We start from the raw sequence: 24,988 nt of genomic DNA, 5'->3' as shown, positions 1-24,988 counted from the left end.
TGGCGCAGTCTTTGCTATGACAAAATGGGATCCAGATGGTCCCGGTCCACAGCCGGAAATGCTTGTCTTGGGAGGGTGGATTTCATCCGTAGAGAGTATCCCGGTGAGTCAGATCGCGGCCTGGGATGGGACCACTTGGTATCCGATTGGAGATCAGATTGACGCAGGTGTCTCTGCGTTGTGCGCCTACCAAGGAGGCGTGGTTGCAGGAGGCTACTTTACCAGCGTCGCGGGACAGAGCGCGAAGGGAGTGGCCTATTGGAATGGCTCGACGTGGGAGCCCCTCGGCGAAGGCGTAAATGGGTGGGTGAATAGCATTTGCGTCTTTCGCGGTCGAATTGTCATAGGTGGGGCGTTCACGGTCGCGGGCGAATCTCATCCGACGCATCTTGCGCAATGGGACGGCGAGCGATGGGAGTCCCTGGGAGGCGGTTTCGACCCGGGGGCCTACATCGCGGCACTCACGGTCTATCACGGAATGCTGATTGCGGGCGGGGTGTTTGCAAGCGCAGGAGGTATATCCGTAAACAATATCGCCCAATGGGACGGGGCTTCTTGGGCGCCGCTTGGCGAGGGGGTTGGGATAGGGGGCAACGACCAGATACTGGCCATTCAGGTTCATCACGGGAAGCTGGTCGCGGGGGGATTAATCTATCCCAGTGTGATGCAATGGGATGGAAAGAGTTGGCGGCCCTTAGAAGGGGGCATCGCGAGTTACTCGGAGATCTACTCCCTTGGCGTTTACCAGGACAGGCTTGTCGCCGGGGGCCTTGTGTACTCCGACGATGGTTTCGGGAGCTATGGTGTGGCGCGTTGGGACGGAAGTCGCTGGGAGGTACTTTCCGGAGCTTTCGGTAACTACGTAACTGCGTTGGCTGAGTATCACAACGAACTGATCGCAGGAGAATACGGAGTTCAAAGATTCGATGGGGCCCTGTGGCGACCGATCGGCCTGGGATTTAGCGATTACGTTGAGCATCTTGCTGTCTTTCAAGGAAATGTCATTGCGGCAGGGCTTTTTCGGTTCGCGGGGGGAACGAAAGCCAACAGGGTAGTGCAATGGGACGGTTCCGATTGGCGTGCTATGGGAGAAGGTATTTTGGCTTGTGGGGAGTTTTCGCCGCCGGGCGCCCGTTGTGGATTCGGTTGGATAGGAGCGACAACGATTTACCACAATCGGCTAATTGTTGTAGGCGATTTCTTCGCCGCTGGCGATGTCGAGGCCCGCGACGTCGCCCAATGGAATGGTACGAGCTGGCAGGCACTGGGGACCGGCATCCCAGGCTCGAATTCGTATGCAAATGCCGTCGTGGTATACGATGGGGAATTGATCGTTGGGGGCCGATTCACCGACGTGGGCGGCATTTCGGCCAACAACATCGCAGCGTGGAATGGCACGGCATGGCGGCCGATGGGGAGCGGAATGAACGGGGCGGTGTCGCGGCTGGCGGTCTTGGGTGACAAGGTCGTGGCATACGGAGTTTTTACTACCGCTGACGGTTTCACGGTTCCGAAGATGGCCCAATGGGACGGAAAAGGGTGGGAACCGTTCAGCACCGGCCTGCCGGGAAACGTCAGCGATCTTGTGGTTGTCGACGGAAGCCTCTATGCGTCAGGCCGTTTCGAGGTTGAAGCTGGAGTATTTGAATACCAAGTCCGTGAATGGAATGGAATGAATTGGCCGCGTGTGGGCGGCGCGATGAACGGATCGGTTTTCGCACTCTCGGTGGTTGGAAACCATTTGGTTGCCAGCGGCAGTTATACGACCGTCGGGGGTGAGGCTTTACCGTACAACGCACGATGGAATGGTACGTCGTGGGCCCCCTTTGCTACCGGTCTCGGCGGTGGGGCACGCGACTTTGTCGAATTCGACGGGGAGTTGATTTCAGGCGGTCACTTTTCGACCGCGGGGGGAAATGTCTCTCGTTACTTTGCCCGGTGGGGACCGACGTGCCAACGTGGCGACATGAATTGCGACGGAGTCGTGGACGACGTGGATGTCATGCCGTTCGTCGATGCGGTGCTTGAGCCGGAGGGGGAGTCGGATTGTGTGCGGTATCTGGCGAACGTCAGCGGCGACGTGGAGGCGGATGGGCGGTCGAAGGTCGATGGGGTGGATGTGGGGGAGTTTGTAAAGACAATTATGAATGGCGAATAGCGAATAGCGAAAGCGGCAGAGCGGAGGATTAGCCATGGCGAGCATGAGCGAGAAGATCTTTGTCGGTGCGCGGGGGTTTGTGGCGGCGCTGGATGCCGAAAGTGGCGAGCAGGTGTGGCGGACGCGGCTTCCGTCGGGCGCGCCGACGAGCCTGTTGACGATGCTCCTCAAGGGCGGGCGCCTTTACATGGGATACGCCGACCGGGCGTATTGTCTGGAATCGAATACGGGAGCGATTCTCTGGACGAATGAGGTAGGGGCGCCGGACGACCAGCCCATGCGATTGGCGATGCCCGGGGCAACCGAATTCGCTTCGGAAGAGGTCGTGGCGGTCCTGGCCCAAACGGAAGCGAAGAGCGCGGCAGTTGCAACGGCTTAGCTTGGGTCATGGCGAGCGGGGTGCGAGAAGGGATTCTCGCGTCAGGGGCAGAGTGGCCCGGCGACCAGGCAGCGCGGCGCTGGTCGCCGAATGCGAATAGAATATGGAGGAGGACGTTTTGAGCCCCGGTCGTGGGCGGAGCGGAGGAATCACCATGATAAAGAATCGGGAGCGGCTTTATGTCGGGTCGCGGCGGTATGTTGCGGCGCTGGATGCGCAGACGGGCGAAGAGATTTGGCGGACAAAGTTTGCGTCGGGCACGTCGGCCGTCGTGACGATGCTCCTCAAGGGAAATCGTCTCTTCGTGGGTCACTCAGGCCATGCGTATGGTCTGGATGCCGGAACGGGTGCGATCCTCTGGACCAACGAATTGCCCAAGATGGGATTCAACCCCGTAATGCTGGCTATGGAGGGCGCGAGTGAATGTGCGTCGCAGGCGGCCGTGGCGGCCGGCGCGGAAGCCGAGGCTGCAGCGGCAGCGGCCTGCGTTGTTACATAGTCCAGGGAAATGCGTCCACGGCCATTCAGGGCCAGCGAGCGTACCGATTGTCGGGGCGGGGAGTAGGGGTATAATCGCTCCCCGCATGAGCCAGACTAAGAAGGCAGCGATACACCGACTAAAGGCCGGTGCCAAACGGCTCGGCGGGAGCCTCGCCCTCCCTGCAACACTTTGCTGTCTCCTGGTGGGCTGCGGATACTCGACGGATCGCAACGCGGTCACGCGGACGAAAAACTCGAAGAACGAGCGGATACGCACCGTGGCGCTGGATGTGTTCGAGTCGCGGGAATTTCGGCGGGGGCTGGAATTGCAGCTAACCGAGGCGCTGGCCAAGCGTCTAGAAGCGGAGACGCCCTTCAAGCTGGCCAAGAAAGACCGGGCGGATTCGATCATTACGGGTGAGATACGCGAGGTCCGCCAAAGCACGCTGGGGCGGGATTTCCGGACGGTTCGACCTCGGGAAACGGCCGAGACCGTGGTGGTCAGCTTTCAGTGGAAGGATTTGCGAACGGGCGAGGTCCTGCTGGATCGCCCAAACTATGTCCAGACCGTGGATTACGTCCGTCCGTTGGGGGAGGATTTTTACCATGCCAGCCAGCGGGCGATGGATCGGCTGAGCGAGCGGATCATCGAGGAGATGCAGACCACCGATTGGTGATACTGCCCCCGCGACTATAATCCGATAGAGTGTTGGCGATCTGGGTCCCTTTTTCAGACGTACTTATTACGCCTCTCTGAGGGCGAGAAAAAGATACATGCCGGATATTGGCCTCGAACCTGACGATCAGCAGCCGGAAGCCCGACCGGGGCGCAAGCCGCGCGGCGGCAAGGGCGGTCCCCCGCCGCCGCCGCGGATGAAGATGTCCCGCGGGGTGATGAGCTGGATCGGCTTTTTGCTGATCGCGATGATGATCGCGCTGGTGGTGTCACAGGGTTACACCGCGCCGCAGGAGATCAGCATCAGCGACTTCTGGAAGTACGCGGCGCTGGGTCACTTCGAATCGATCGAACTCTCCGACGATCAGATCACGGGGCAGTTCAGCGACCGGGCGCAGGGTCGGCCGCAGGGCCGGGCGAACGCGCGGTTCAAGGTCGAATACAACACGGCCGGTCAGGTGTCGGAGATCGAGGAGAAGCTGCGCAAGACATGCCCGGGGACGAAGATCACCTACGCACCGAGCAGCACGCCGTACATGAACCTGCTCATCGGGATCGTGCCGTGGATTCTGATCTTCGGGTTTATCTACTTCATCATCTTCCGGCACCTGCGGGCGTCGGCGGGCGGGGCGGGGATGCTGGGCAGCTTCGGCCGTTCGCGGCACCGCGTCAGCAACAAGGAGTTGACCAACGTCACGTTCAAGGACGTGGCGGGGGTGGACGAGGCGAAGGAAGAGGTCGCCGAGATCATCGAGTTTCTCAAGACGCCCAAGAAGTTCCAGCGGCTGGGCGGGCGGATTCCGCGCGGCGTGCTGTTGGTCGGCGAGCCGGGCTGCGGCAAGACGCTCCTCGCCAAGGCGATCGCGGGCGAGGCGGATGTGCCGTTCTTCTCCATCAGCGGCGCGGACTTTGTAGAGATGTTCGTCGGCGTGGGCGCGAGCCGCGTGCGAGATCTGTTCAAGAGCGCGAAAGAAAATTCGCCGTGCATCATCTTTCTGGATGAGATCGACGCGGTCGGCCGGCGGCGCGGCGCGGCCTACAACGGCGGCGGTCACGATGAGCGCGAGCAGACGTTGAACGCGATCCTTGTCGAGATGGATGGGTTCGATACGTCGGACCAGGTGATCGTGATCGCCGCGACCAATCGCGACGACATCCTCGACCCGGCGCTCACGCGACCGGGGCGATTCGATCGCCGCGTGTATGTGTCGTTGCCGGATATCAAGGGACGGATGGAGATTCTGAAGGTCCATGCCCGGAAGGTGAAGATGTCGCCGCGGGTGGACCTGATGCGGCTGGCCCGGGGGACGCCGATGTTCAGCGGGGCGGAGCTGGCGGCGATCATCAACGAGGCGGCGATCATCGCGACTATGCAGAACAAGGACATGGTCGAGATGGACGACCTCGAGGAGGCCCGCGACAAGATCCGCTACGGCCGCTCCAACAAGAGCCGGGCGATCGAGGAGCAGGAGCGGATGGCGACGGCCTACCATGAGGCCGGTCATACGGTGATTCAAGTGCTCCTGCCCGACGCCGATCCGCTGCACAAGGTCACGATCATCCCGCGCGGCCGGGCGCTGGGAGCGACGATGTCGCTGCCGGAGAAAGATCGCTACGGGTTCGGGGTGCGGTGGCTGCACGCGACGATGCGGGTGCTTTGCGGCGGTCGAATCGCCGAGTTCCGGCACAGCAAGGACGCCAGCAGCGGGGCGGCGATGGACATCGAATACGCCACGAAGCTGGCCAAGGCCATGGTCATCGAGTGGGGCATGAGCCCGAAGCTGGGGTTTGTGAAGTATTCGCCGGAGTCCGGGAAGGACGCGTTTTTCGCGGACAAGCCCTATTCGGATGAGACCGCCCATTTGATTGACGAGGAGGTCCGGCGGCTGATCGACGAGGCCTATCGCGACGCGGAGCGGCTGCTTTCGGAGAACTGGGAAAAGGTCGAGGCGGTCGCGCTGGCGCTCATGAAGTACGAGACCCTCGACGCCGACGAAGTCCGGCTCTTGTGCCGGGGCGAGGCGCTGGACCGGCCGAGCCTGACGGGCATCCTGTTCGACGAAAACGTCGGTCCCAAGCCGCAGACGGCGCGACCGGTGACGGGGCGGCCCGAGCCACAGTTGCCGCCGGGCGGGTCGATGCCGCAGCCCGGGCTGGGGTAGGCCAAACCGTTCTATCGCTCAAACTCTGTTCGCCTAGATCATGATGCGATACGCTCCCGCGACACCGATCGGCTGATCGCGGGGCTTGACCATCATGGCGCAACTGGCGGGCAGTGATCCGATGGAGGGACACGAAGGCGGCGCAGATTTGACGGATCCCCCCTGCGCGAATCAACCCCAGGTCCTCGTCACCGATGTGCCGCGTCGGTGGGCGTGGGTCTTTCTGGCCGTCATGGCGGCCGTCTTTGCGTCACTGTCCCTTCTTGCGGTTCGACAGAAGTCGGTGACGGTGGACGAATTCGGCCACCTTCCCGTCGGCTACAACGTTCTGACCACGGGCGATTTCCGTTATTGCGAGTTGAACCCGCCGCTGATGAACGTCCTGTCGGCCCTTCCGCTGCTGTTCATGGAGGTGTCGTCGCCCGAGGCGACGGACTTCACCCCGGATGAAAAGTATGCCTTCTGGGCGAACGGCTATGAGTTCATGGAAAAGAACACGGCGAATTATCATCGCCTCTATGTCGCGGCGCGGTGTGTGACGGTCGTCGTCGTGGCGATGCTCGGCGTGTTACTTTTCGGCTGGGCCGGTCTGCTCGCGCCGACGCGACCGAACGCGGCGGGCCTGTTGGCGGCGGGCCTGGTGTGGTTTTCGCCGGGGATCATGGCGCACAGTCAACTGGTCACGACGGATGCCGGGTGCGCCTTTTTCACGGTGCTGGCGCTGGCCGCGCTCCACCTTTTTCTGCACCGGCCCAACCTGGCCCGATCGGCCGGGGCGGGCCTGGCCCTCGGACTTGCCGCGCTGACGAAATCCTCGTGCCTGTACCTCTACGCCATCGCGCCGGTCCTCGTCATCGTCGGTTGGCTCTGTTACAGGAAGTCGACGTTGCCGCGGCTCTTTGCCGGTCTGGCGTTGGCCTTTCTGGTGAGCGGAGTCACGATCTGCGCGGGGTATCATTTTCAGGAAGTGGGGCGGCTTCTTAACTCGTTCGCCTTCGCCAGCGGCGCGGGCAAGCTGGTGCAACGGATCGTCCCCGGCGGGACGCCCTTGCCGCTGCCCGCGAGCTTCGTGACGGCGCTGGACAACCAGCTTCGCGACGCGGCAGTCGGGGACCCCTCGTTTCTCTTCGGCCAATACTACTTCGGAGGCAAGTGGTTCTATTTCATCGCACTGTTGGCGGTGAAGACCCCACTGCCGCTACTGGCGCTCTTTTTTCTAGGGATGGGCCGGGCGCTGGCGCTTCGTGCGTACCGCGGCCTGCTCCCCTGGTTATTGCTCATGCCGGCGGCGCTGCTGTTCGTCGTGTTCTCATTTTTTTCCAACAAGCAACTGGGGCTGCGGATGATCCTCCCCGCCGCTCCCCTGGTCTGGCTCTTTGTCGCCATCTGCCTCTGCGCAGCGCCGAGGCGGCGCTGGTGGTCGGCCATTGTCACGGTCCTGCTGGTCTGGTGCGGCGTCGAGACTGCCCGAATTCACCCGCATTACCTGACCTACTTCAACCAGATCGCCGGCGGCCCGTCGCAGGGATTCCGGTACGCGACGGACTCGAACCTCGACTGGGGCCAGGATCTCATCGCCCTGCGGCATTTCCAGACGCAGCGCGAAACCGGCCCGATTCAACTGCTGTACTTCGGGCGGGTGGATCCCGCGATCTACGGAATCGATTATCGAGTTCCCGACCTGGCGGAGGGCCAACCCCTGGGGCCGGGCCTGGTGGCCATCAGCAACTCGCTTCGCGGAAGGTCCTACCCGGTGAATGACCACGGTCGATTCATCTTCGTGCCGGCCCTGGAGATCGCTGAAGGGAAGCTCATCCGTCCGGTGGCCAACATCGGCAATTCGATCCAGGTCTACCGGCTGGCGCGGCCGATCGGCGGACGCTGGAGGAATTGATGTTTGTCGCCGCGGCGACCGATTCGACAAAGCCGGTCCGCGTTTATATCCTAGTGAAATGGCCAATGCGGAAGTGATGATTGTCGGCCCGGGCGAGCTGCCGTTGATCGCCGATCTTTACAACGAGATCTTCCGGCCGGCGCACGACGTGGAGTTTTTTCGACGGCGCCTGCGCGGTCGGTATAACGCGCTTTTGCTTGTGGCGCACGTCGACAAGCAGCCGGTCGCGTTTTCCACGGGGTTCGAACTCAAGCCGACGGTCTTTTTTTCGTGGCTGACGGGGATCCTGCCGGACTATCGGCGGCTGGGGATCGCGACGCAGATGCACGAGGCGCAGTGCGCGTGGGCGGCGGAGCACGAGTATCTGCACATGCGCATGGAGTGCCACAACGCCCATCGGCCGATCCTGCACATGGCGATCAAGATGGGTTTCAACATCGCCGGCGTGCGGTGGGACCCTGACCGGGCGGACAATCTCATCATTTTTGAAAAGGCAATCGGCGAGGGGTCGGGGGAGGAAGAGGAATAGCGAATGGCGAATAGCGAATAGCGAAAGAAGACCGCAGCGCAACACTGTTAGACGGGACATTCGCTATTTGCTATTCTTCATTCGCTAGTTTTATGCGCACGCTTTTACACAACATCGGACAGCTGATCGTCGTTCCGCCGGGGCCGGCGTCGGGCGAACAATTCATTGCGCCACCGATCATTAAAGACGCCGCGCTCGTGATCGAGGATGGGCGGATCGCATGGTTCGGGCCGAAGGGCGAGCGACCGGAGGGGCCGTTTGATGAGACGGTCGATGCGGGCGGGGGGTGCGTGACGCCGGGGCTGGTGGATTGTCATACGCACGCCGTTTTCGCGGGCATGCGCGAGGGGGAGTTTGTTCAGCGGATCAAAGGGGCGTCGTATCTGGAGATCATGCAGGCGGGCGGGGGGATTCGCAGCACGATGCGGGCGGTGCGGGCCGCAAACGTCGAGGATTTGGTGGAGGGATCGCTTCCGCGCGTCAGGCGAATGATCGCCGGCGGCGTCACGACGCTGGAGATCAAGAGCGGGTATGGGCTGAGCCCGGACGACGAGCTGAAGATGTTGACGGCGATCCGCGAGATCGCGCGGCAGGTGCCCATCGAGATTGTGGCGACCTACCTCGGGGCGCACACCGTCCCGCCGGAGTTTGAAGGACGGGCGGAAGACTTTCTCGCGGCGATGACGGATGCGGCGTTTTTACTACGGCTGCATGAGGAGAAGCTCGCCGAGTTCGCCGATGTGTTCTGCGAGCGTGGGGCCTTCAGCGTCGAACAATCCCGACGATACTTGACGGCCTGCAAGAACGCGGGCCTGACGCCGAAGATTCATGCCGAGCAGATCACGAAAACCGGAGGCACGCGGATGGCCGTCGAACTGGGAGCGGCGTCAGCGGATCATCTCGAATGCATCGATGACGAGGATATCACGGCGCTGAAAGCGTCGAAGACAATCCCCGTGCTGCTGCCCGGCTGTTCGTTTTTCCTGAACACGACGCCCGCGCCGGCGCGGAAGCTGATCGACGCGGGACTGCCGGTCGCGTTGGCGACGGATTGCAACCCCGGCTCGTCGATGATCGAGTCGCTGCCCCTCGTCATGTCGATCGCCTGCACGATGTTGCGGATGACGCCGGTCGAGTGCCTGGTGGCCTGCACGGCCAACGCCGCAGCGGCGCTACACCGCGCGGATCGGATCGGGGCGATCGCGGTCGGGTATCAGGCGGACCTCCTCGTCCTCGATGTGCCAAACATCGACGCATGGCCATACCGCGTCGGCGCCAATGCTGTTCGATCCGTGCTCAAACGGGGCAGGCAGATTCTTCCTGTTCTTCAGTCGGCGTAATCGCCTGGATCGCCGCTAGATTCTGTTTTAGGGTGGCGTGGACGCATCGATGAGCGCGGCCTCGCCCGCAAAGGCCTTGACGTCTGCCACAAAGCCAGCCTGCCCAGACCCAGCGACATTATGAGGCCCGGTGAGCGTAGGTCCCGGCAGCATAGCCTCGACGTACTGATCCGCCATAGTCGTGCTCGCGTTCATTATTATTTGCACGGTGGGCGAAACGCCCTTGAGCGTAACGGTCGCTTGTTCGGTTCCCGTAATCTTTCTCACGAGGAAAACACGGTGGATGGCCCCGTCGACCTGGGTGATCATGGTGGCGTTGCTGCCGTGCGCGGTGGCATCCACCAGATCTGTTTCGGCGGAAGGACACTCGCCGGCCTCATAGACATAGCCTGACGCGATGTAGATGCGCGGAATGGGGTTTCGATACTGCGCGACGAAGTCCGGAAGTGGAGACACGTTATAAGGATAAGGTCCGATCAGGGCATCGAATTCACTTGGCACTTTGTCCAAATTGAATTTAACCTTGTAGCGATGGAAATAGTTACTCTTAATTTCCTGATGAGGCCGCACGATCACGCCGGTGAGGATCGCGCGCGGACTCGTTTTTATCCCCGGCGGCGGCGGGGGGAAGCCGCCCAAACAACCGACCATTCCCAGCATTCCAAGGGTGAGCGCGAGAGTTGCATTTCGGCCAGACATCGGGAATCTCCTTATTGAACAGTTTGACGATCGAGTTTATTCCTTCGACCAATCCATAGGCTCATTTCACACGCCATGAACATTGCGAGAATGGCCAACAGGGGATTCCATGCCGTGGAGGCCAGTCGCACGATGATCAGGCTTGCTCCGAAGCTCGCGGCGGCGGCGGCGGCGACGAGCAGGTACGTCTTCCAGCGGCGCCCGGCTGCGAATGCCACGATGAGGCACCCCAATAAAGCGGCGCCAAGGGTCATAGCAATCTTGGCCTCCCAACGCGGACGACCCAGCGAAATCGATCGCAACAGCATGTCAATCCCCACGGCGTGGGCGTGGCAACCCGGCAACGTGCGACCGTCCGGATGGGGGTACCAATCCTTGCTGGTCAGGTCTCCGATCACGACCACCTTGTCGCGGAGCATGTCCTTCAAATCATGCAGCGCGGCGGAGAAGATTTCGCGGTAGTCGATGGTGGAGGCGGTCAGAACGTCGTCGTTGGGCATCGGAATAATGAAATGGCCCACATAGTCGCCGGACTTGAGCCCCATTTTCGATACGTCGGTGGGGACGGGCGTCAGGTAGGTAAGATTGATATGATCCGATGATTCCAGCAATTGTTTGGAACGCGGCACGTTGGGATCGGCTTTGTAGTAGATGATCTCCAGGGACTCCCGGGCTTCATTGACGCGAAAGACGGGTTCCGCGTCGGGCTGGCGACAGGCGGCAAACGTGGTCAACGCCATCGACGGCATCGGCTCCGTTACGCCGCGCTGCATAAAGAGAACCAGGCGCCAAGGGGCCTCCTTCGCAAGAACGGGCCGGCCCCAACGAACGTCCGGGGCAATGATCCCGCTCAGTTGCGCCGAGGACAAACCTTGCAGCGGCCAGTCCGTCACGGTGACGATGACCTCGGCTCCGGCCGCGCGCAGCGCCCGCACCCCGCTGACGAAATCCTCATCAAATGGCGAATTCCCCATAAAAGTTATGTCGAAGGCCACGGCTCGAACGCCGGCCTGCGCGAGCCGCTCCATCAGGCGCCCGTGCAGCCGGCGATAGCTTTGACGATTGTCCCGCGAGACGTCGGCCAGGGATTCCTGCTTCGCCAGGGCGGGCATCCCCGTCGAATCCGTCATGGTTATGATGCGGACCTGCTGCAGCGCCGGCCCGGCGGGTGGCACCGCAAACCGGCCGATGATGAATCGATCAACCCATCCGCCGACCGGCGTTAATCCAAAGAAGAGATAGTCTCCGACGGGCCTTGCCAGCAATGTCGCCACCACAATGATTCCCAGATGGGTCGTGATAGGATGTCTCGCCACAGCGCGCTGGGCATGCTTCCTGACGAGGTATCCCCGGCTGTCCTGCCTGGCCGTGATCGCCGCGCCGGCCAGGAACGCGCGCAGGTCCCCCGCCAGGGCCGTCGCGGTTTGGTAGCGGCGTTCGCGCTCCTTGGACAGGCACGTCAGTATGATCGTCTCCAGATCGGGATCGATTCCCGCGCAGACCGTGCTGGGCCGCTTCGGGGCGGCGTGCAGGATGTTATCGAGGGCCGAGTGGAGATCGCTGTCCGTATCGTACGGTGTGGCGCCAGTCAAAAGCGTGTAAAGAATGACGCCCAGGGAATAGATATCCGTCCGCCGATCGATGGCGCCGGGATCGCGGCCGGCCTGCTCGGGGGAGAGGTAGCGGAGGGTCCCCATGACGTGCAGGCTCGTGGAGAGTTGCGGGTCCACGCCGGCGGCCATCGGCCGGGCGAGGCCGAAGTCGAGGATGTGGGTGTGGCCGTCGCTGTCGACGAGGATGTTCTGCGGCTTAAGGTCGCGATGGACGAAGCCATGTTCGTGGGCATGGTGCATCGCGTCGCAAATGCCAATGAAGAGTTGGGCCATCTGCTCGACGGAGGCCCGCTGCGTCTGGACATATGCGTCGAGGCGTTTGCCGCGGACGTAGTCCATCACGTAGAACTGGCGGCCGTCCTTTGTCAGATCGGCGTCGAAGATCGAGACGATGTTGGGGTGGCGAAGCTGCGCAAGAGTTTCGATTTCGCGCTGGAAGCGCTTGCGCTGGGCGCTGTCGGCATAGTGGCCGTGCAGCAGGACCTTAAGGGCGACTTTGCGCTTGGTGGCCGTCTGGATCGCCTGGTAAACGATGCCCTGACCGCCGCGGCTGATCTCCGCGATGATCTCGTAGCCCGGGAATAAATCGGCGGGCGTCGGAAGGACGTCGCTGGGCGCGGTGGGGACAGACGTTGGCGCGGGAGTCGTAGGCTCCGGACGTTGGCCCCCCGGCGCTGAAGTTGGCGCGGGCTCCGACAAGTATTCCGCTCCGACTGATGGCGGCGAACTGCTCGATGCGATGAGAAGGCGACGAGAGCGCCCGACTGGCCCATCCGCCACGCGGCCCGCCAGTATATCCCACGTCGACGGGCTGTGTAAAGTGCGATCGGAGTAGGGTTTGCGACCCGTGTGTCCGGGTCTAAACTACGCGGTGGAGGTTCTGAATGCCCCCCCTTATTGAGTGTGTCCCCAACTTCTCCGAAGGCCGCGATCCCGCCGTCATCAAACAGATCACAGACCAGATTCTGACCGTCGAAGGCGTGCGATTACTGGACGTTGACCCCGGTCAGGCGACCAACCGCACCGTGGTGACGTTCGTCGGTCCGCCGGGGCTTGTCTGCGAGGCGGCATTTCGGGCGGCGAAACAGTCGGCTGAGGTGATCGACATGCGGCGGCACAAGGGTGAGCATCCGCGGTTCGGGGCGACGGATGTTTGCCCGCTGGTGCCGATTTCGGGGATTACGATGGAAGAGACGGTCGAATGGGCGAAGAAGCTCGGTCGGCGGATCGGCGAGGAGCTGGGTGTTCCGGTTTTTCTCTATGAATACGCGGCGACGAAACCCGAGCGGAAGAATCTGGCGAGCGTCCGCGCCGGGGAATACGAGGGGCTGGCGGAGAAGTTGAGCCGGCCGGAATGGAAGCCGGATTTCGGGCCGGCGAAGTTGAATGAGAAGAGCGGGGCGACGGCGGTCGGCGCGCGCGATTTTCTCGTTGCGTACAACGTCAACCTGAACACGACGAGCGTCCGCCGGGCGAACGCCATCGCCTACGACATTCGCGAGAAGGGGCGCATCAAGACGATCGATGGCAAGGCGGGCGGCAAGCCCGTCCTGGACGCCAAGGGCGAAAAGCTGTGGGAGCCGGGATCGCTCAAATGTTGCAAGGCCATCGGCTGGTACATCGAAGAGTATGGAATCGCGCAGATTTCGATCAACCTGACCAACCTCGCCGTAACGCCGATCCACGTCGCATTCGACGAATGTTGCAAGAAGGCCGAGGCGCGGGGCGTGCGCGTGACGGGCAGCGAGATTGTGGGAATGGTTCCGCTCTCGGCGATGTTGGAGGCGGGGCGATATTTTCTGCGCAAGCAGCACCGCTCGGTCGGCGTGAGCGATCGGGAGCTGATCAAAATCGCGGTGAAGAGTCTGGGGCTGAACGACCTAAGCCCATTTAAGCCGGAAGAAAAGATCATCGAATACGCCATTGCCGACAAGTCCGCGGGGCGGCTGGTGGATCGCACCGTCGTAGGGTTTGTCGAGTTGACCGCGAGCGAGGCCCCTGCGCCGGGCGGTGGGAGCGTGTCGGCGCTGGTAGGGGCGCTGGGGGCGGCGCTGGCGACGATGGTGGCAAACCTGTCGAGCCATAAGCGGGGCTGGGACGAGCGCTGGGAGGAGTTTTCGACGTGGGCGGAGCGCGGCAAAGCCCATTGGGCGCGGCTGATGCAGCTCGTGGACGAGGACACCGAGGCCTTCAACACCCTGATGGCGGCGCATGGCTTGCCGAACGGTAGCGAGTCGGAGAAGTCGGCGAGGGCGGCGGCGGTCGAGGCGGCAACGAAAAGGGCGATCGAGGTCCCCCTGGCGGTCATGGAGGAGGCCCTGGCGTCGATGGAGGTGATCGCAGCGATGGCGGACCATGGGATGGAGGCGAGCGTCTCGGACGCGGGGGTAGCCGCGGCATGCGCCCGGGCGGCGGTGATTGGGGCGCATTTGAATGTGAAGATCAATGCGAAGGGGTTGACGGATAAGGCGGCCGTGCAGGAGTTTCGGCGGCAGGCGAGAGAAATCGAGGCGAAGATATCGAGTTGCGAGCAGGCGATACAGGAATCTGTCGAGCGCAGGTTATTGTGAGGGCAATCCTTGCCAGTCAGGGCTGTCGTATATCGTTCTGAACTTTGGTCGCCTCCGCGTTTAATCGGGTATTCGTTTCTCACGGGCGTCACCGTTTACATCGGGGGAATCGGATTGATGGCAGTGTCGATTTTCGCGCAGCATGGAGAATTGCCGACTTTTGTTTTGAACTATCAGCGGCTTTGGCTAACGGTCGGAATGGCCGCCGTGGCGGGTATCCCATGGATGATACTTTGGCGATGTCAGTCTATGGTCAGGACCTTTCGACGAGCGCTTGCATCGGGAATCGCATGTGGATGCGGCGCCATAAGTCTCGCCCTCGTTTTTTCTCTTGGGAACCCTGACCCCAATCATTGGCTATTGATGCTGAAGTACGGAGTCTATCTCTGTGCATTCTTTGGACTTTCGAATGTCGTGCTTATGCTCGCATACAACAGGCTTCGCCAACCGCTTCCGATACAAAACGGTACCCTTTGTCCTGGATGCGCCTATAGCCTGATCGGAAATGTCTCTATGATCTGCCCGGAATGTGGGCGCCCCTTCAACTTCGCCGAACTCGCGCCATAGCAACGAATTACGAAGATATACTTCCGCATGCCCTTCCTACACGTGGAAGTGCAGCGAGGTCTTGCTGGAGAAACTCCCGATTTCGCGTGAGTACCTGGCCCGGTCTGTCGCACTGGAGAATATGGCCCTTGCCGGCGAGGCGAAGATCCTCGAATGCGTCCCCGCGAGGATGAACTAGCAGGCGTCAGGGGCCGCATCCAGGAATTGGCGGTTATTTGACCGCTGGGAGTTGAACAGGGAAAATACAGACCGTTTCGGGAGGCTGCCCCCCGGGCAGCCGCTAACAAAGTAAACATGGAATCCGTTTCGACCATGAATGGCCGTTGGGAAATTCCTCGGAGGTTTGAATCATGCAGTCGACAGTGCGACGAACGCGAATGGGCATCTTAATCCTCTGCCTGCTGGCGATACCCATCCTCGGCAACACCAGTTGCCCCCAGGACCTGGACGCGACGGTGTTGAGAATCACGATCGAAGGCGATGGCACCGTCGAGCCCTGCTGCACCAGCCTTCATCGCAGGGGAGACGTGGTGCGCCTGACCGCCACTCCGGCGGTCTCGTGGGTCTTTACGAGCTGGCGCGGCAACGCCGGCGTCGGGCAGACCACCAACCCGGTGTTGGACGTTTTGATGGACCGGGACAAGGACATTATCGCCCGCTTTGATGTAAGGCCGCCGAATCCGCTGGATTTGAAAGCAATCGTTCCCGCCGACGGTGCGGAGATGCCAAACGAGGGCGCGAAAGCGGCGAGCCCGTAGGCCCTTCGGTTTCCGTATCGGCGTTGGGTGTTTTCGGGCGGTGGTTCGTCAGTGACGGATTCGCCGCCCTTCCTTTGCGCTACAAAAAGTCGGGCCATGGCCACCCTTTGATCGCTGCTTGGTGCTATCATATAATAGTATGATAATAATCAGACAGGAGCCTGCCATGATCCACATGACCGACATCCATCCGCTGACGGATTTTCTGCGAAACCACAAGGAGCATATCGAACGGCTGAAGAAGCGCGGGCGTGCGGAGCTCTTGACCGTCAACGGCAAGGCAGAGATCGTCGTGCAGGATGCAGAGGCCTATCAGAAGCTGCTGGAAGCCGTCGAGCGGGCCGAGACGATCGCGGGGATTCGGCGGGGGTTGGAGTCGATGACGCAGGGGAAGGGCCGTCCTGCGGAGGAGTTTTTTGCGGAGTTGCGAAAGAAGCATAAGATTCCCCGCGGATGATACGCTTCCGGGTCATCACGTCCCCATCCGTTGAGGAAGAAATTAACGACGCTCTCGTATTCATTGCGAAGCATTCACCGGAAAACGCGCTGAAATGGGCCAATCAAATTGAAGACGCGATACTTTCGCTGAAGGAAGTGCCGGAGCGATGTCCGCTCGCGCCTGAATCGGAAGAATTCAACGTCGCAATTCGGCACCTTGTCATCGGAAACTACCGCGTCCTGTTTACTATTCGCGGCGACGAGGTTCATGTTCTACACGTCCGACACGGCGCGCGAAGGCCGATCGATCCGCTCGATAATTAAGTTGTGCGATTACGGCCGCTTATCCTGCGCCTTGCCCGTCATCGGAACGAACTGGACCGGCGCGACCGATTCCTTCTTCAGAGTGCCATCTTTCTCCTTGCGCAGAAGGATCAGTTCCTGACCGGTCCACAGTGAGCCGACGGGGATGCACATGCGGCCGCCGGCGGCGAGTTGCTTGATCAACGCAGGTGGCGGGTCTTCGGGGGCGCAGGTGACGATGATTGCGTCGAACGGGGCCTCTTCGGGCCAGCCGAGATAGCCGTCGCCGATGCGGACGTGAATATTCTTGTAGCCTCGTTCGCGCAGGATGTCGATCGTCCGTTTGGCGAGTGGCTCAACGATTTCAATCGTGTACACCTTTTCGGTCAGTTCGGCGAGGACGGCGGCCTGGTATCCCGAGCCGGTGCCGATCTCCAGCACTTTCTCGCCCGGCTTGATCGCGAGGAGCTGGGTCATCAGCGCGACGATGTAAGGCTGCGAGATCGTTTGGTCCCAGCCGATGGGCAGGGGGCGGTCGTCGTAGGCGCTGCGGGCGGAGTCTTCGGGCACGAACCAATGCCGTGGGACGTTGCGCATCGCGGCGAGCACGCGCGCATCGCGGATGTCGCGGGCGGCCATTTGTTGATCGACCATACGACGACGCTCGGTTTGGCGCTCCGTCGTCCGCGGGAGACCGGCGGGACTCGTGGTGGTAGATGCGGTCGGGCCCGATGGGGGGGGCGGGGCAGAGTTTCCGGCGGATGGGCGGCATTGCGGCCACGCAGTGTGGAATAGCGCGATCATGAAAACCACCCCCGATCGAGAAAAGAGACGGCACGAATTGGAGATCACATACAAGCGATTGGTTCTTGGATTCGCGGGCATTGGGCGCCTCCGCGAAAAGGTGCGAGAGAGGATTTTCGCACCGCCATCAACCCCAGCATAAGCCTAGCCTGCCACCGCCGCCTTTTCCTCCGCGGACGGCCTAAACGCCTTCGCATCGTGGACGTCCTGATTCATCACGTCGGAGTAGATCTTGCCGTCGCGGAAGAAGACGACGCGCTGGGTATAGAGAGCGATGTCGGCCTCGTGCGTCACCAATGCGATCGTCAAGCCTTCATCGCGGTTGAGTTCCTGCAGGATGCGCATGATCTCGACACCCGTTGCCGTGTCGAGGTTGCCCGTCGGCTCGTCGGCAAGAACGAGGACCGGACGGGTGACGAGGGCGCGGGCAATGGCCACGCGCTGCTGCTGGCCGCCGGAGAGCTGGTTACTCTTATGTTGAACACGGTCACCCAGGCCGACGCGATCGAGCATCTCCATTGCGCGGCGGCGGCGCTCGGCGCGGCGCAGGCCCTGATAAGTGAGCGGCATGGCGACGTTGTCGAGGACGGTTGTGCGCGAGAGGAGATTGAAGCTCTGAAAGACAAACCCGATGCGGCGGTTGCGCAGCCGGGCCAAGTCGCGCTTGGAAAGGCGACCGATTGGTTGTCCGTCCAACTCATAGTCCCCGCGATCGGCCCGATCCAGACAGCCGAGCAGGTGCATGAACGTCGACTTGCCCGACCCGCTGGGGCCCATGATGCCGACGAATTGACCGTGCTGGATCTCCAGGCTGACGCCGCGAACGGCCGGGACGTCGATCTCGCCGATGTGGTAGGTCTTGTGAATGTCTCGAACGCGGATGAGCGGCCGACCATTGCGGTCGTGGGAATGAGCGGGATGGGAAGCATCGGCGTTCATGGGCGCCCTAACCGCGCGGCGGGCGCATGGACTGCATGGGGTTGGCCCGCGCGGAGTCCCTCCCCTGCCAGGCACGCTCGGTGATGACGGCGCTGCCCTCCTGAAGACCGCCGGCCACGAGTTCCGTATAGGCGCCGTCGGACAGGCCGATCTGCACCTGCATCGACTTGGGCTTCTTCTTTTCAACGACATAAACAGTGGGCACTCGCGCGCCGCCGCGGTTGCCTCGCGAAGCCGTGGCGGAATCCGGTGGATTGGGATTGAAGCGGAGGGCGGCGTTGGGGATGCGCACGACGTTGGCGACCTTGGCCACTTCGAAAGTGACGTTTGCGGTCATTCCCGGCCGCAGGGCGTAATCCGGATTGTGGACTTCGATGAGCGTTACATAGGTCACCACGCCGTCGAGGATCGTTGCGTTGTAACGGATCTGCGAAATCTTCCCGGTGAACGTGCGGTTCGGGTAAGCATCCACCCGAAAGGTCGCCGGGCGGCCCTCGGCGATCAGACCAATGTCGGATTCGGCGACATTGGCGTTCACCTGCATCCGCGTGAGATCGTTGGCAATAAGGAAAAGTTCCGGCGCCTGGAGCGAGGCCGCGACGGTCTGCCCGACGTCGATGTTTCGCGAGATGACGACGCCGTCGATGGGGGAGCGAATGATGGTCCGATCGAGATCGACCTGGGCTGAATTTCTGCTCGCTTCGGCGGCCTCGACGCCGGCCTGCGCGGCGTGCCAGGCGGCCAGCGCGGCATCCTCGGCGGCCTGGGCGATCAGGAACTCATTCTCGCTGGCGTTGCTCTTGTCCATCAGCTCCTGGATGCGCTTTCGCTCGCGCTGAGCGTCCTTATGACGGACACGGGCCTCTTCCTCGCGGGCCTTGGCAGTGAGGACTTCCGCCTTGGCCTGGTTGAATGCGGTCTTGAAGCGGTCGGGGTCCAACTCGGCAAGGACAAACCCCGCCGGGACCTTGGCATTGAAGTCCGCGTACCATTTCAGGATATTTCCGCTGACCTGCGAACCGACGATGACCTTGGTGACCGGCTCGATGGTACCGGTCGCGGAGACGGTCTGAGTAATGTCACCGCGGTCCAGTTTTTTGAGGACAAAGGTGTCGGAAGGGGACTCTGCGACGTACTTGTTATAGCCGATCCAGCCGCCCGCCCCAAGGGCCGTAACTGTAAGGATAATGCCGAGACTCTTCATGGCTACTGTGCGGTCCCATTCCCCGGAACCGGCCGACGACCATCGACGACCGCTCCCCGCCATCCCAAGCGCCACATTATAGTGCTTTGTTGGGGACCGCCAAAGGCGGAGGAATTTCGCGGACTCGGTTGTCGTGGGGAAGGGGCGGCGGTAAGCTGGCGGGCGATCCCATGAGAATTTTGCTCGATGACAAGGGGATCCGGCAGACCCTCGAGCGCCTGGCGCGCGAGATCGCCGGTTCTATTCCGCCGGACTGCGCCGTGGGGCTGATCGGGATTCGGCGGCGCGGGGACGAGTTGGCGCGGCGGATTCTGCCGATTCTGGCGACGGAGGGCGTTCGCGATGTCGCTTATGGTTGCCTGGACATCACGCTGTATCGCGACGATCTGGCGGAGATCGGCCCGGCGGCTGTCGTGCGGACGACGGAGATCGAGTTTGATGTGGGCGGACGATACATCGTCCTCGTGGACGACGTGCTTTACACGGGCCGGTCGGTTCGGGCGGCGCTGGCGGCCATCAACGATCTGGGACGGCCGAAGGCGATACGCCTGGCCATCCTGGTCGATCGCGGGGGACGAGAGCTGCCCATCCAGCCGGACTTTGTGGGAGTGAAAACGAAGTCCGAGACGGAGCATGTGACGGTGCGGCTGATCGGAAGCGACGGCGTGGATCGCGTGGAGGCGTCGGAATGAGCGGCACGGTCAATCCCGCGGAGCAGGTTCGCCGGACCGTATCGGAGGCGGGTGCGGCGTCGCGCGAGGCGGTGGCGTGGCCGCATCGCAATTTGTTGGGGCTGGAGGACCTGAACGCCGAGGAGATCCGCACGATTCTGGAGACCGCCGATGCGTTTGAGGATGTGTCGACCCGGAGCGTGAAAAAGGTGCCGGCGCTGCGGGGGCGGGTGGTCGTCAATCTCTTCTTCGAGGATTCGACGCGAACGCGAACGAGCTTCACGCTGGCGGCGCAGCGGCTCTCCGCCGACGTGATCGATTTTACGTCCAAAGACAGCTCGGTCAGCAAGGGAGAGACGCTCCGCGATACGGTACGGAATATCGAGGCGATGGGCGTCGATCTGATCGTCTGCCGCCATCCCGCGGCGGGCGCGCCGCATCTCGTCGCGAAAAACGTGAAGTGCAGCGTCATTAACGCGGGCGACGGGCGGCATGAACACCCGACGCAGGGACTGTTGGATATTTACACGATCCGGCAGGCCAAGGGACGGGTCGACGGGCTCAAGATAGCGATCGTCGGCGACGTCGCGAACTCCCGGGTGGCACGGTCGAATCTCTATGGTCTGCTCAAACTTGGGGCGCAGGTGACCCTGGTCGGCCCGACGACGCTGGTGCCGCGCACATTCACGCAATTGGGGGCGAGGATCTGCCACGATTTCGACAGCCTGATCGGCGAATTCGATGTGATCAACATGCTGCGGATTCAGAGCGAACGGATCGCGTCCAATGTGTTTCCCAGCTTGCAGGAATATTCGCGGTTGTTTGGGCTGACGACGGAACGAATGAAGCGGGCCAAGCCGGATGTCCTGGTGATGCACCCGGGGCCGATCAACCGCGGGATCGAGATGTCCGCCGACGTGGCAGACGGCCAGCAGAGCGCGGTGCTGCGCCAAGTCACCAACGGATTGGCGGTGCGCATGGCGGTGATGTTTTTGTGCAAGCAGGCGTCCGAGCACCCGTAACAATCCTGTCATTCTCCCATCCCTTTTTTCAATACTGGCAACGCCAAAAGTGCGGTTTTTGTCTTTCGGACCTGTTATGCCTTTTTGAAGGGCGCGTCAGTCCGCGCGGTCATAATTCAATTGAACAGACTTCACAGGTTTTTTTTCGAGGACGGCGCATGGACGAGCAAATCAACCAATATCAAGGCTGGGCCGGTATCCGTAGCTGGAGCCGACCGTCGGGCCTGCGCGGCGGCGATTTCATCCTTCGCCACGAAACGGCGCAGTCGTTGACCGTCATGCTCGGCGACGCCTGCGGCCATGGAGACGCCGCCGCCCACGTCACAGCCTTTCTTGAGCCCATCCTCAAACGAGAGATGGCTGGCAGCGTAGACGAGACCGTGCTGCGGCGATGGAACAGAATGGTCTATCGCCGCTTCAGCGTCGACAATTTTTTCGTGTGCGTCACGATGATGCACCTGGATTTCGGGACTCAATTGCTGACAATGATCAACGCCGGCAATCCGGACGTTTTGGTCCGACGGGCGGCGAGTGGCGTCGAACACTATCGCGCCACCGGCATGCCGCTGGGCGTGCTCGACGACATGGAATGGCGGCCGCCCAAGGCCCAGTGCACGAGATTAGGCGCTCACGATTACGCCGTGGGATTCACGGACGGCCTGTTGGATTGTGTCGGAAGGGATGGAGATCGATTTGGGCTGCGGCGTGTATGTACCGCGCTGCATCAGAGGCCGGGGGGCGTCTTGCGGGCCATGCGTCGCAGCCTTCGCGTATTTGAGTCGCCGACGGCGGAGCAGGATGACTTGTCGATGTTGATCTTGTGCGGCGGCGGTCGGGCGGCGGCGTGAACGGGGGCCAGAAGCCCTCGTTTCTCGGGCGGGTGTGGAAATTCTTTCCTTCGTTGAATTCTATCGATAGCCTACGTAAAATGGCGGAGTCATGACGCTCAAGATTGACCTGCCGCCTGAACTCGATCGATTTGTAGCGCAGCGCGTCGCCAGCGGCGATTACGAAACGCCGTCCGAGGTGCTCCTTGCCGGTCTTCGGCTGCTCGAGGAACAGAAGGCGGAAGAAAAGTTGGGGAAAGACGAAGTGCGACAAAAGATACAGGATGGAATTGATCAGGCGCGGCGGGGCGAACTGGTGGATGGCGAAGAAGTGATGAGAAGGTTGAAAGGTCACACCTAAGCAAGTAGATTCGTCGGCCTATGCGGGGTTTTGCCCTCACACCTCTCGCCGAATCCGATCTAACCGAAATCCGCGATTATTTGAAAAAACAGAGCGAGGAGGCTCCGAGGAGGGTCTTGGATGCCTTGCACGAAGCGATGATGCGCCTGGCCGAAATGCCCGACCTTGGCCACCTGCGCGATGATTTAACGGATGAGCCATTTCGCTTCTGGTCCGTGTTCTCTTTCCTGATAATCTATCGCCCCGAGACCGACCCTTTGCAAATCGTCCGCGTTCTGCATGGAGCGCGTGACCTAAAGTCGCTCCTTGGTGCAAAGACATGAACACGGAACTGCGAATTGCCGGCGGCCGCGTCATCGATCCATCACAAGGGATGGATCAAATCGCTGACGTCGAAATCGCCTACGGCAAGATCGCCGCCATCGTCCCGTCTAATTCGAGTGCACCTTCGCCCCTCAAGCCTCAAGCCTCTAGCCTCAAGCCTCAAATCATCGACGCCACTGGCAAGATCGTCTGCCCCGGCCTTATCGACATGCACGTGCACCTGCGCGAGCCCGGCAATGAGGATGAAGAGACGATCGCGACGGGCAGCGCGGCGGCGGTCGCGGGGGGGTTCACGTCCGTCGCCTGCATGCCCAACACGGAGCCGGCGCTGGATACCGAGGCGATGATCGAGTTCGTGTACCGCCAGGCGGCGCGGGCCGCGCGATGTAATGTCTACCCCATCGGAGCGATTACGAAAGCACGTGCGGGCAAGGAACTCGCCGAGATGGGCCAGATGGTCCGCGCAGGGGCCGTCGCGTTCAGCGATGACGGATGCGGCGTCGCCGATGCGGCGGTCATGTTCCGGGCGCTGCAATACGCGGCGATGTTCAACAAGCCCGTTATCCAACATTGCGAAGACGCCAGCCTGGCCGCGGGCGGCTGCATGAACGCGGGGCTGACGGCCACGCGCCTGGGGTTGCCGGGCAGCCCGGCGATCGCCGAAGAGGCCATGATTCAGCGCGATCTGCTGCTCGCCCGGGAAACAGGGGCGCGGTATCACGTCGCGCACATTTCCACGATGGGCAGCGTGGAGCGCGTTCGGCAGGCCAGGCGCGAAGACGTCGCGGTCACGACGGAAGTGTGCCCGCATCACCTGCTGCTGACGGAAGAGAACGTCCTGGGATACGACACGAATTACAAGATGAATCCTCCGCTGCGCGGGCGGCGCGATATCGAGGCCTGTATCGCGGGCGTCGTCGATGGGACGATCGATTGCCTCGTGACAGACCACGCGCCGCATGCACGAGAAGAGAAGGAGCTGGATTTTCAGAACGCCCCCTCCGGGATTGTCGGGCTGGAAGTCGCCCTGGGCCTGTTCATTAAGGCGTTGGTAATCCCCGGTCACCTGGATTGGCCGGAGTTGATTCGGCGAATGAGTACAAACCCCGCTCGACTACTGGGAATCCCCAAGGGCACGCTGGCAGTTGGGGCCGATGCGGACGTCACGATCATCGACCCGAACCTCAATTGGATCGTCGAAACGGCGAAATTCCGTTCCAACAGCCGTAACTGTCCCTACGACGGACTTCAACTGAAGGGCCGAGCCACCCATACCATCGTTGCCGGAATTCCACAGCATGGGGTGGAGACCTCCGCAACCGTGCCTGTTCCGTGAGTCGTGTGCGACGTTACACATTCGCACCCGGTGTCACGAATTCTTAACAAATTCTGTGACAGATCGGGTAAAGCGTCTCCGAACACAGGGTGTAGTTACGCCCCCTCAAGGGAGGGGCCTTGAAGCCCTCCGCCGGCCCGAAATAGCCGGTTAGGACTAATCCGTACCAGGAATTATTATTGACCCTTTTTGGGGGTATGTTACAATATCGCTTGGCTGAAGAGTCGTTCACGACTTTTTCAAGGCGCGGTCAAGTCGGCGGAAGGACCGATCGAGTCGCAAATCAAATTGGCGATGCGATCGGTGAATCGGGAGTGTGGGAAGGGAAGCCTCACAGGTGCTGGTGAAGACCGGCCTCTCATGCGGCTGGTGACCGGGCCTGTCTGAAAGGTGTCGTGCAACGCGGGGCCTTGGCCCTGTGTTCGTCGCTTTGATGTAACGAAGCGGCGACGTGATGTCGGCCCTGAGCATGGAGACCCACCAATGCCCGCCCATCCGCCAACTCCCATCCCCGTCGGATCCCCTCATCTTTCCGTCCCGCCGTTGTTCGATCGCTGGGGGATTACGTCGCGTTCCACCGCGCGGCTCGATAACCGCGATTACGACCGGAGGGAGGCCCGCTGCGATGTGTGGCTGATCGATCTGTCCGCGCAATCGATCTTGCGCTGCAGGACGAACAACATCTCCGATGCCGGCCTGCACGCGATCGCCCCGGTCGGTTTCGGCCTGGCGGTCGGCCAGCGCTACGAGGTGCGCCTCGCCCCGCCCAATACCACGCCGCGACCGCTCTCCGAGCAGTGGGCCAAGTCGCTCGGCTATGCGACGGTCGTGCGCACGGAGATCCATGTGGCCGACGATAACTCGGATCACGTGGGCTTCGCGGTGCGGTTCGATGTTCCGCAGCTCCTGCCGATTCACTAGGCGTCAGGCATCG

The 24,988-nt window shown here is 61.7% G+C and carries 23 protein-coding genes and 1 pseudogene; 19 read left to right on the top strand and 5 right to left on the bottom strand.

Annotated features, from left to right (window positions below; genetic code table 11):
- Positions 1-103 precede the first annotated feature (103 nt).
- The 8 genes and pseudogenes from VJZ71_16095 (at position 104) to hutI (ending at position 9,618) form a co-directional block, all read left to right on the top strand.
- Positions 104-2,158 (top strand): hypothetical protein, encoded by a 2,055-nt coding sequence (locus tag VJZ71_16095; protein HKQ49594.1) that lies wholly within the window; start codon positions 104-106, stop codon positions 2,156-2,158.
- A gap of 31 nt (positions 2,159-2,189) precedes the next feature.
- Positions 2,190-2,537, top strand: a pseudogene (locus VJZ71_16090) (PQQ-binding-like beta-propeller repeat protein).
- A 154-nt stretch (positions 2,538-2,691) separates the two neighbouring features.
- Positions 2,692-3,036, top strand: coding sequence for a PQQ-binding-like beta-propeller repeat protein (locus VJZ71_16085; GenBank protein ID HKQ49593.1), 345 nt, complete (start codon positions 2,692-2,694; stop codon positions 3,034-3,036).
- An 85-nt stretch (positions 3,037-3,121) separates the two neighbouring features.
- On the top strand, positions 3,122-3,694 hold the full coding sequence (locus VJZ71_16080; GenBank protein HKQ49592.1) for a hypothetical protein: 573 nt from the start codon (positions 3,122-3,124) through the stop codon (positions 3,692-3,694).
- A gap of 97 nt (positions 3,695-3,791) precedes the next feature.
- On the top strand, positions 3,792-5,855 hold the full coding sequence (gene ftsH / locus VJZ71_16075) for an ATP-dependent zinc metalloprotease FtsH (protein HKQ49591.1): 2,064 nt from the start codon (positions 3,792-3,794) through the stop codon (positions 5,853-5,855).
- Positions 5,856-5,949: 94 nt separating this feature from the next.
- Positions 5,950-7,749 (top strand): phospholipid carrier-dependent glycosyltransferase, encoded by a 1,800-nt coding sequence (locus VJZ71_16070; GenBank protein HKQ49590.1) that lies wholly within the window; start codon positions 5,950-5,952, stop codon positions 7,747-7,749.
- Positions 7,750-7,807: 58 nt separating this feature from the next.
- The gene (locus tag VJZ71_16065) at positions 7,808-8,278 is read left to right on the top strand and encodes a GNAT family N-acetyltransferase (protein ID HKQ49589.1); all 471 of its coding nucleotides are present in this window, start codon (positions 7,808-7,810) and stop codon (positions 8,276-8,278) included.
- A 92-nt stretch (positions 8,279-8,370) separates the two neighbouring features.
- A complete protein-coding gene (gene hutI / locus VJZ71_16060; GenBank protein ID HKQ49588.1) occupies positions 8,371-9,618 on the top strand; it encodes an imidazolonepropionase in 1,248 nt (415 codons plus the stop codon).
- A gap of 27 nt (positions 9,619-9,645) precedes the next feature.
- On the opposite strand, the gene VJZ71_16055 is transcribed toward hutI, so the two are convergent.
- Positions 9,646-10,317, bottom strand: a complete 672-nt coding sequence (locus VJZ71_16055) for a hypothetical protein (protein HKQ49587.1) — start codon at positions 10,315-10,317, stop codon at positions 9,646-9,648.
- 11 nt (positions 10,318-10,328) lie between these two features.
- On the bottom strand, positions 10,329-12,629 hold the full coding sequence (locus VJZ71_16050) for a protein kinase (GenBank protein ID HKQ49586.1): 2,301 nt from the start codon (positions 12,627-12,629) through the stop codon (positions 10,329-10,331).
- Between the two features lie 185 nt (positions 12,630-12,814).
- On the opposite strand from VJZ71_16050, the gene ftcD reads away from it, so the two are divergent.
- From ftcD to VJZ71_16030, 4 genes are all read left to right on the top strand, one after another.
- Positions 12,815-14,500: a glutamate formimidoyltransferase gene (gene ftcD, locus VJZ71_16045; protein ID HKQ49585.1), complete on the top strand. Its 1,686-nt coding sequence runs from the start codon at positions 12,815-12,817 to the stop codon at positions 14,498-14,500.
- Positions 14,501-15,417: 917 nt separating this feature from the next.
- Entirely contained in the window at positions 15,418-15,825 is a 408-nt protein-coding gene (locus VJZ71_16040; GenBank protein ID HKQ49584.1) for a hypothetical protein, read from the top strand.
- 166 nt (positions 15,826-15,991) lie between these two features.
- Positions 15,992-16,282, top strand: a complete 291-nt coding sequence (locus tag VJZ71_16035; GenBank protein ID HKQ49583.1) for a type II toxin-antitoxin system Phd/YefM family antitoxin — start codon at positions 15,992-15,994, stop codon at positions 16,280-16,282.
- Positions 16,279-16,587, top strand: a complete 309-nt coding sequence (locus VJZ71_16030; protein HKQ49582.1) for a type II toxin-antitoxin system RelE/ParE family toxin — start codon at positions 16,279-16,281, stop codon at positions 16,585-16,587. The genes VJZ71_16035 and VJZ71_16030 overlap by 4 nt, the downstream gene beginning before the upstream one ends.
- Positions 16,588-16,596: 9 nt before the next feature.
- Here VJZ71_16030 and VJZ71_16025 read toward each other — a convergent pair whose 3' ends face one another.
- From VJZ71_16025 to VJZ71_16015, 3 genes are all read right to left on the bottom strand, one after another.
- Positions 16,597-17,370: a protein-L-isoaspartate(D-aspartate) O-methyltransferase gene (locus VJZ71_16025; protein ID HKQ49581.1), complete on the bottom strand. Its 774-nt coding sequence runs from the start codon at positions 17,368-17,370 to the stop codon at positions 16,597-16,599.
- A 144-nt stretch (positions 17,371-17,514) separates the two neighbouring features.
- Entirely contained in the window at positions 17,515-18,309 is a 795-nt protein-coding gene (locus VJZ71_16020; protein ID HKQ49580.1) for an ABC transporter ATP-binding protein, read from the bottom strand.
- Positions 18,310-18,316: 7 nt separating this feature from the next.
- A complete protein-coding gene (locus tag VJZ71_16015) occupies positions 18,317-19,513 on the bottom strand; it encodes an efflux RND transporter periplasmic adaptor subunit (GenBank protein ID HKQ49579.1) in 1,197 nt (398 codons plus the stop codon).
- A gap of 170 nt (positions 19,514-19,683) precedes the next feature.
- Between VJZ71_16015 and pyrR the strand changes: the two genes are divergently transcribed.
- The 7 genes from pyrR (at position 19,684) to VJZ71_15980 (ending at position 24,975) form a co-directional block, all read left to right on the top strand.
- Positions 19,684-20,205 (top strand): bifunctional pyr operon transcriptional regulator/uracil phosphoribosyltransferase PyrR, encoded by a 522-nt coding sequence (gene pyrR / locus VJZ71_16010; protein ID HKQ49578.1) that lies wholly within the window; start codon positions 19,684-19,686, stop codon positions 20,203-20,205.
- Positions 20,202-21,206, top strand: coding sequence for an aspartate carbamoyltransferase catalytic subunit (locus VJZ71_16005; protein ID HKQ49577.1), 1,005 nt, complete (start codon positions 20,202-20,204; stop codon positions 21,204-21,206). The genes pyrR and VJZ71_16005 overlap by 4 nt, the downstream gene beginning before the upstream one ends.
- 158 nt (positions 21,207-21,364) lie before the next feature.
- Positions 21,365-22,054, top strand: a complete 690-nt coding sequence (locus VJZ71_16000; GenBank protein HKQ49576.1) for a PP2C family protein-serine/threonine phosphatase — start codon at positions 21,365-21,367, stop codon at positions 22,052-22,054.
- Positions 22,055-22,145: 91 nt separating this feature from the next.
- Entirely contained in the window at positions 22,146-22,394 is a 249-nt protein-coding gene (locus VJZ71_15995; protein ID HKQ49575.1) for a type II toxin-antitoxin system ParD family antitoxin, read from the top strand.
- Positions 22,395-22,414: 20 nt separating this feature from the next.
- Complete coding sequence (locus tag VJZ71_15990; GenBank protein HKQ49574.1) at positions 22,415-22,717, top strand: type II toxin-antitoxin system RelE/ParE family toxin; 303 nt, start codon at positions 22,415-22,417, stop codon at positions 22,715-22,717.
- Positions 22,714-24,054, top strand: a complete 1,341-nt coding sequence (locus tag VJZ71_15985; protein HKQ49573.1) for a dihydroorotase — start codon at positions 22,714-22,716, stop codon at positions 24,052-24,054. Before VJZ71_15990 ends, VJZ71_15985 begins: the two co-directional genes overlap by 4 nt.
- Before the next feature lie 483 nt (positions 24,055-24,537).
- Positions 24,538-24,975, top strand: coding sequence for a hypothetical protein (locus VJZ71_15980; GenBank protein HKQ49572.1), 438 nt, complete (start codon positions 24,538-24,540; stop codon positions 24,973-24,975).
- Positions 24,976-24,988: the final 13 nt, after the last annotated feature.

The organism is Phycisphaerae bacterium, from assembly GCA_035275405.1.
In the GTDB taxonomy this organism is placed as follows: Bacteria; Planctomycetota; Phycisphaerae; order UBA1845; family UTPLA1; genus DATEMU01.
Note: the sequence above shows the minus strand (reverse complement) of the source record. Positions and strands in the feature narration are given on the sequence as shown.

Excerpts from the sequence above, each read along its gene's own strand:
- VJZ71_16085 (HKQ49593.1), top strand. The coding sequence starts at position 2,692 with ATGATAAAGAATCGGGAGCGGCTTTATGTCGGGTCGCGGCGGTATGTT.
- VJZ71_16080 (HKQ49592.1), top strand. The coding sequence starts at position 3,122 with ATGAGCCAGACTAAGAAGGCAGCGATACACCGACTAAAGGCCGGTGCC.
- ftsH (HKQ49591.1), top strand. The coding sequence starts at position 3,792 with ATGCCGGATATTGGCCTCGAACCTGACGATCAGCAGCCGGAAGCCCGA.
- VJZ71_16070 (HKQ49590.1), top strand. The coding sequence starts at position 5,950 with ATGGCGCAACTGGCGGGCAGTGATCCGATGGAGGGACACGAAGGCGGC.
- VJZ71_16065 (HKQ49589.1), top strand. The coding sequence starts at position 7,808 with ATGGCCAATGCGGAAGTGATGATTGTCGGCCCGGGCGAGCTGCCGTTG.
- hutI (HKQ49588.1), top strand. The coding sequence starts at position 8,371 with ATGCGCACGCTTTTACACAACATCGGACAGCTGATCGTCGTTCCGCCG.
- VJZ71_16055 (HKQ49587.1), bottom strand. The coding sequence starts at position 10,317 with ATGTCTGGCCGAAATGCAACTCTCGCGCTCACCCTTGGAATGCTGGGA.
- ftcD (HKQ49585.1), top strand. The coding sequence starts at position 12,815 with ATGCCCCCCCTTATTGAGTGTGTCCCCAACTTCTCCGAAGGCCGCGAT.
- VJZ71_16040 (HKQ49584.1), top strand. The coding sequence starts at position 15,418 with ATGCAGTCGACAGTGCGACGAACGCGAATGGGCATCTTAATCCTCTGC.
- VJZ71_16035 (HKQ49583.1), top strand. The coding sequence starts at position 15,992 with ATGATCCACATGACCGACATCCATCCGCTGACGGATTTTCTGCGAAAC.
- VJZ71_16030 (HKQ49582.1), top strand. The coding sequence starts at position 16,279 with ATGATACGCTTCCGGGTCATCACGTCCCCATCCGTTGAGGAAGAAATT.
- VJZ71_16025 (HKQ49581.1), bottom strand. The coding sequence starts at position 17,370 with ATGATCGCGCTATTCCACACTGCGTGGCCGCAATGCCGCCCATCCGCC.
- VJZ71_16020 (HKQ49580.1), bottom strand. The coding sequence starts at position 18,309 with ATGAACGCCGATGCTTCCCATCCCGCTCATTCCCACGACCGCAATGGT.
- VJZ71_16015 (HKQ49579.1), bottom strand. The coding sequence starts at position 19,513 with ATGAAGAGTCTCGGCATTATCCTTACAGTTACGGCCCTTGGGGCGGGC.
- pyrR (HKQ49578.1), top strand. The coding sequence starts at position 19,684 with ATGAGAATTTTGCTCGATGACAAGGGGATCCGGCAGACCCTCGAGCGC.
- VJZ71_16005 (HKQ49577.1), top strand. The coding sequence starts at position 20,202 with ATGAGCGGCACGGTCAATCCCGCGGAGCAGGTTCGCCGGACCGTATCG.
- VJZ71_16000 (HKQ49576.1), top strand. The coding sequence starts at position 21,365 with ATGGACGAGCAAATCAACCAATATCAAGGCTGGGCCGGTATCCGTAGC.
- VJZ71_15995 (HKQ49575.1), top strand. The coding sequence starts at position 22,146 with ATGACGCTCAAGATTGACCTGCCGCCTGAACTCGATCGATTTGTAGCG.
- VJZ71_15990 (HKQ49574.1), top strand. The coding sequence starts at position 22,415 with ATGCGGGGTTTTGCCCTCACACCTCTCGCCGAATCCGATCTAACCGAA.
- VJZ71_15985 (HKQ49573.1), top strand. The coding sequence starts at position 22,714 with ATGAACACGGAACTGCGAATTGCCGGCGGCCGCGTCATCGATCCATCA.
- VJZ71_15980 (HKQ49572.1), top strand. The coding sequence starts at position 24,538 with ATGCCCGCCCATCCGCCAACTCCCATCCCCGTCGGATCCCCTCATCTT.